This window comes from Bacillus sp. 05T31, from assembly GCF_056396725.1.
The window spans coordinates 1-4,825 of record NZ_JBFTMA010000298.1; the positions used below are offsets into that span (position 1 = coordinate 1).

Annotated in this window: 4 protein-coding genes and 1 other annotated feature; all 4 genes read right to left on the reverse strand. The window is 37.0% G+C overall.

Annotation, left to right across the window (positions count from 1 at the left end; all coding sequences use genetic code 11):
* Positions 1-3: 3 nt before the first annotated feature.
* A complete protein-coding gene (locus AC1DJR_RS17420; protein WP_044442869.1) occupies positions 4-333 on the reverse strand; it encodes a TraR/DksA C4-type zinc finger protein in 330 nt (109 codons plus the stop codon).
* Positions 334-491: 158 nt separating this feature from the next.
* Positions 492-3,257, reverse strand: a complete 2,766-nt coding sequence (gene ileS2, locus AC1DJR_RS17425; RefSeq protein WP_477003120.1) for an isoleucine--tRNA ligase — start codon at positions 3,255-3,257, stop codon at positions 492-494.
* 72 nt (positions 3,258-3,329) lie between these two features.
* Positions 3,330-3,554 (reverse strand) — a binding site (T-box leader).
* Positions 3,555-3,614: 60 nt separating this feature from the next.
* Positions 3,615-4,112, reverse strand: a complete 498-nt coding sequence (divIVA, locus tag AC1DJR_RS17430) for a septum site-determining protein DivIVA (RefSeq protein WP_477003121.1) — start codon at positions 4,110-4,112, stop codon at positions 3,615-3,617.
* 89 nt (positions 4,113-4,201) lie between these two features.
* Positions 4,202-4,825: YlmH family RNA-binding protein (locus AC1DJR_RS17435; protein ID WP_477003122.1), on the reverse strand; the 624-nt coding region annotated here is incomplete at its 5' end.

The window sequence follows — 4,825 nt, forward strand, 5'->3', positions numbered from 1 at the left end:
TATTCATACATTTACCTTTTCACAGAAAAATTCATGAATAGTACGAGCAGTCGGCATTGTTTTCATTTGTTTTGTAGAAATCGCTCTTCCAGTTTCTTCACAAATACCGTACATATCTATTTCCATTTTAAACAATGCACGTTCTACATCTTTTAAATCCTCTTTTATATCATGTAATAGCAATTTTTTCTTTGTCTCTTCCTTTATTTCGTATCCAAGTTCTTGCCCAAATTCCATATAGTATGTGTGCATTACTTCTTTCGCCAATCTATCTTGCAACTCTTTTCTCATCAATTGCAATTCTTCTTTTATTTCCATATAAATTTCATTCACGTGTACATTCCTCCCAGCTGCAATGTACAATTAGTGTGTCCGAAATTTCCACGCTTACCTCACACACATTTTTCCTTCATAGGAAAGAGAGTGAAAGTTATTTCGATATATCATCAACAAAAAACTGACTGCTATTATGAGCAGTCAGCTTTTTTTCATTATTTTACATAATTTTCTTTAACAACCGTTGCACAACGCTCACATAATGTTTCATGCTCTGCATCTTTACCAATTGTTTCTGAAACAACCCAACAACGTTCACACGTCTCACCTGTCGCCTGTGCTACAACTACAGCTGTATGCTCATACTTTGGTGCTTCTGTTGGCGCTTCTTCAATTGTACCACCAAGTTTATACTCAGAGACGATGAATAATTGCTTTAAGTCTTCGCTAATAGACTCTAACATAGCCTTCATTTCTGCAGTCGGATATAGCGTAATGCTCGCATTTAATGACTTACCAATTACTTTCTCATTACGAGCTACTTCTAACGCTTTTAAAACGTCATCACGTAATGTCATAAATGCATCCCATTTTGCTCTTAACGCTTCTGAACCCTCTACTTCTGTAGCTTCTGGCATATTAGTTAACTGTACGCTTTCTTCTTCTGCACCAGGAACATATGGCCATACTTCATCAGCTGTATGAGGTAAGATTGGCGTTACAAGTTTCGTTAATGCAACAAGAACATCATATAATACAGTTTGAATTGCACGACGATCCGCGTGATCTGCACCTTCAATGTATAAAATGTCTTTTGCAAAGTCTAAGTAGAATGAACTTAGATCAATTGTACAGAAGTTGTGAATTGCATGATATACAGCAGCAAAGTCATATGTTTCATATGCATCTTTTACTTTTGTAATTAAGTCATTTAACTTCACTAACATGTAACGATCTACTTCACGAAGTTCAGCTACCGCTACTGTATTTTCACTTGGATTAAAATCATCTAAGTTTCCTAATAAGAAACGGAATGTGTTACGGATTTTACGATACACTTCTGCTACTTGTTTTAAAATATCATCTGAAATACGTACATCAGATTGATAGTCAACAGAAGATACCCATAAGCGTAAAATGTCTCCGCCTAATTGATCCATAATTTTCTTCGGTACGACGATGTTTCCAATCGACTTACTCATTTTACGTCCGTCACCATCTAGTACGAAACCATGGCTTAGTACGCCTTTATAYGGAGCTTTACYAGTTACAGCAACTGCTGTTGATAATGAAGAGTTAAACCAACCACGATACTGGTCAGATCCTTCTAAATATAAATCAGCTGGACGTTGTAAGTCTTCGCGCTCTTCTAATACCGCTTGGTGAGAAGAACCTGAATCGAACCATACATCCATGATGTCTGTTTCTTTACGGAATTCACCATTTGGGCTACCTGTATGTGTAAATCCTTCTGGTAATAAATCTTTCGCTTCACGCTCGAACCATACGTTAGAACCGTGCTCACGGAATAAATCTGCTACATGATTAATTGTTTCATCTGTAATAATTGGATCACCATTTTCTGCATAGAATACAGGAATTGGCACACCCCATGCACGCTGACGAGAAATACACCAGTCACCACGGTCACGAACCATATTATGAAGACGAGTTTCTCCCCATGCTGGTACCCATTTTGTTTCCGCAACAGCTTCTAATAATTCTTTACGGAACGCTTCAATAGATGCAAACCACTGCGCTGTCGCACGGAAAATAATTGGTTTTTTCGTTCTCCAATCATGTGGGTATGAATGCGTAATGAATGTTAGTTTCAGTAACGCGCCTACTTCTTCTAATTTTTCTGTAATTGGCTTGTTAGCTTTATCATAGAATAAGCCTTCAAATCCAGGTGCCTCATTTGTTAATACACCTTTATCATCAACTGGGCAAAGTACTTCTAATCCATACTTTTTACCAACAACGAAGTCATCTTCCCCGTGTCCTGGTGCTGTATGAACACAACCTGTACCTGCATCTGTTGTTACGTGCTCTCCTAGCATAACTAATGAGTCACGATCGTAGAATGGATGTTTTGCAACTGTATACTCAAGTTCGCTACCTTTTACYGTTTTCACAACTTCAGCATTTTCCCACTCTAACGTTTTTGCAACTGTCTCAAATAGTTCAGAAGCGATGATATATTTCTCATCATTTACTTTCACAATAGCATATTCAAGTTCTGGGTGAACAGAAATACCTAAGTTTGCAGGTAACGTCCAAGGCGTTGTTGTCCAAATAATGTATTTCTCATCACCTTCTAATACGTTCTTTCCATCTTTTACAGGGAATGCTACGTAAATAGATGCTGATTTTTTATCTTGATATTCAATTTCAGCTTCTGCTAAAGCTGATTCACTTGTTGGAGACCAGTAAACTGGTTTTTGTCCTTTATAGATATAACCTTTTTTCGCCATGTCACCAAACACTTTAATTTGTTGTGCTTCATAAGCTGGCTCTAAAGTAATATATGGATTATCCCAATCTGCACGTACACCTAAACGCTTAAATTGTTCACGTTGACGTTCCACTTGCTCATATGCATACTCTGCACATAACTTACGGAACTCAGCAACTGTCATTTCTTTACGCTTTACACCTTTATTTGTTAAAGCTTGCTCAATTGGTAAACCGTGTGTATCCCAACCTGGTACATATGGTGCACAGTATCCAGTCATTGATTTAAAACGAACAATAAAGTCTTTTAACACTTTATTTAGTGCGTGTCCCATATGGATGTCACCATTTGCATATGGAGGTCCATCATGTAGTACAAATAAAGGACGGCCTTTCGTATGTTCTTGTACCTTTTCATAAATATTCATTTCAGCCCATTTTTCTTGCATTGCAGGCTCACGTTTCGGTAAATTCCCACGCATCGGGAATTCTGTTTTTGGCATTAGTAATGTATTTTTGTACTCCATGCTCAATTCCTCCTTAAATATATAAACGACAGACCTTAAAAAAGGGAATAAAAAAGAGACCTCTCATCCCCAAAAAGGGACGAGAAAGTCTCCCGCGGTACCACCCTAGTAGACCATATACAAATGCATAAGGTCCTCTTTATATTCTTAACGCGAATATAYGCCTACGCTTACTAAATTTGTTCAGCGCGGAACTCCAGGGTGATATTCCCATTATCTCCTTATCCTGAGCTTACACCATCCTCAGTTCGCTATATAAGGTATGAAAAAGGTACTTATCCCTATCTTCGTTTTTCTTAATAAATATGCTGTTTAAAATTATATGTAATAATGAGAAAAACGTCAATCTTACACTGTTTATTCTTTTTTCAACAGTTCGTCCACTTCGTCTTCTAATTCAATTAGTTTATCCCAATCATCGTTGTTTAACATTTCAAGTTGTGTTTCTAATAACATACGGAAACGAGTTCGGAATACTTTCGCTTGTTTCTTCAACTCTTCAATATCAAAAGCAACTTTTCTTGATTTCACTAACGCTTCATTAATGATACGATCTGCATTTTTTTCTGCTTCACGTACAATTAATTTTGCTTCTTTTTGTGCATTACGCTTCACTTCTTCAGCAGCTTCTTGTGCGACAATGATAGATTTGTTCAGCGTATCTTCAATATTAGAAAAATGATCTAACTTTCCTTCTAATTGTGCAACCTTTTCTTCTAAAGCTTTTTTCTCACGAATGACTAATTCATAATCTTTGATGATTTGATCAAGAAACTCATTTACTTGATCTTCATCGTAGCCACGAAACCCGCGACCAAATTCTTTGTTATGAATATCTAATGGTGTTAACGGCACAACGCCACCTCCAAGTAGTTATCTAAATTTCCTCTTTCAATTATATCTTTTCTTCGACAAAATAAGAGAATTTCCTTCTAAAAAACCAATCATTTTAGTATACCATACAAAACTCTCCATTTGTCGCGCTTCGTTTTACCTTCTACAGAAAATAATTTACTTCGTCCATACCCTCTAACCGAGAAAACATCCCCCGGAAAACATTCATACGAAGTTTGCTCTACTGTTTTCCAATTGACTTTTACTAAGCCACCTTTTATAAGAGGCTGTACCTTCTGCCTAGATATATGTAGCATTTCAGCTAATAAAACATCTAGACGAAGTGACGAAACAGTCCCAGATTTTTCTCCCCATTTTTCACCTACACGCAAAATTTTCTCTACTTGTATAGGAGAGAGTGTGACTTTCATTTTCCCTATTGATTGTAAGTTCATTTCAATATACGACACAACTTCTTTGGCAACTGCAATTTGGGCACGGTCTTCTTGAAGCAAAATATCACCACATTTTTCCCTTGTTAAACCAAGCGACATGAATGCACCTAATATTTGCCTATGTTCTAGCGTAAAAAACTTGGAAGGATAGTCAATTTCTAATACTTCTACTTGAAATTCCTCTTCATTTAATTCTAGATAATCTGGATAAATTAGTGCTCTTTTCCGTTCGGCTTCAGGCATCGCACCATCAAACCGTACAGCTACATCTCCTTGCCC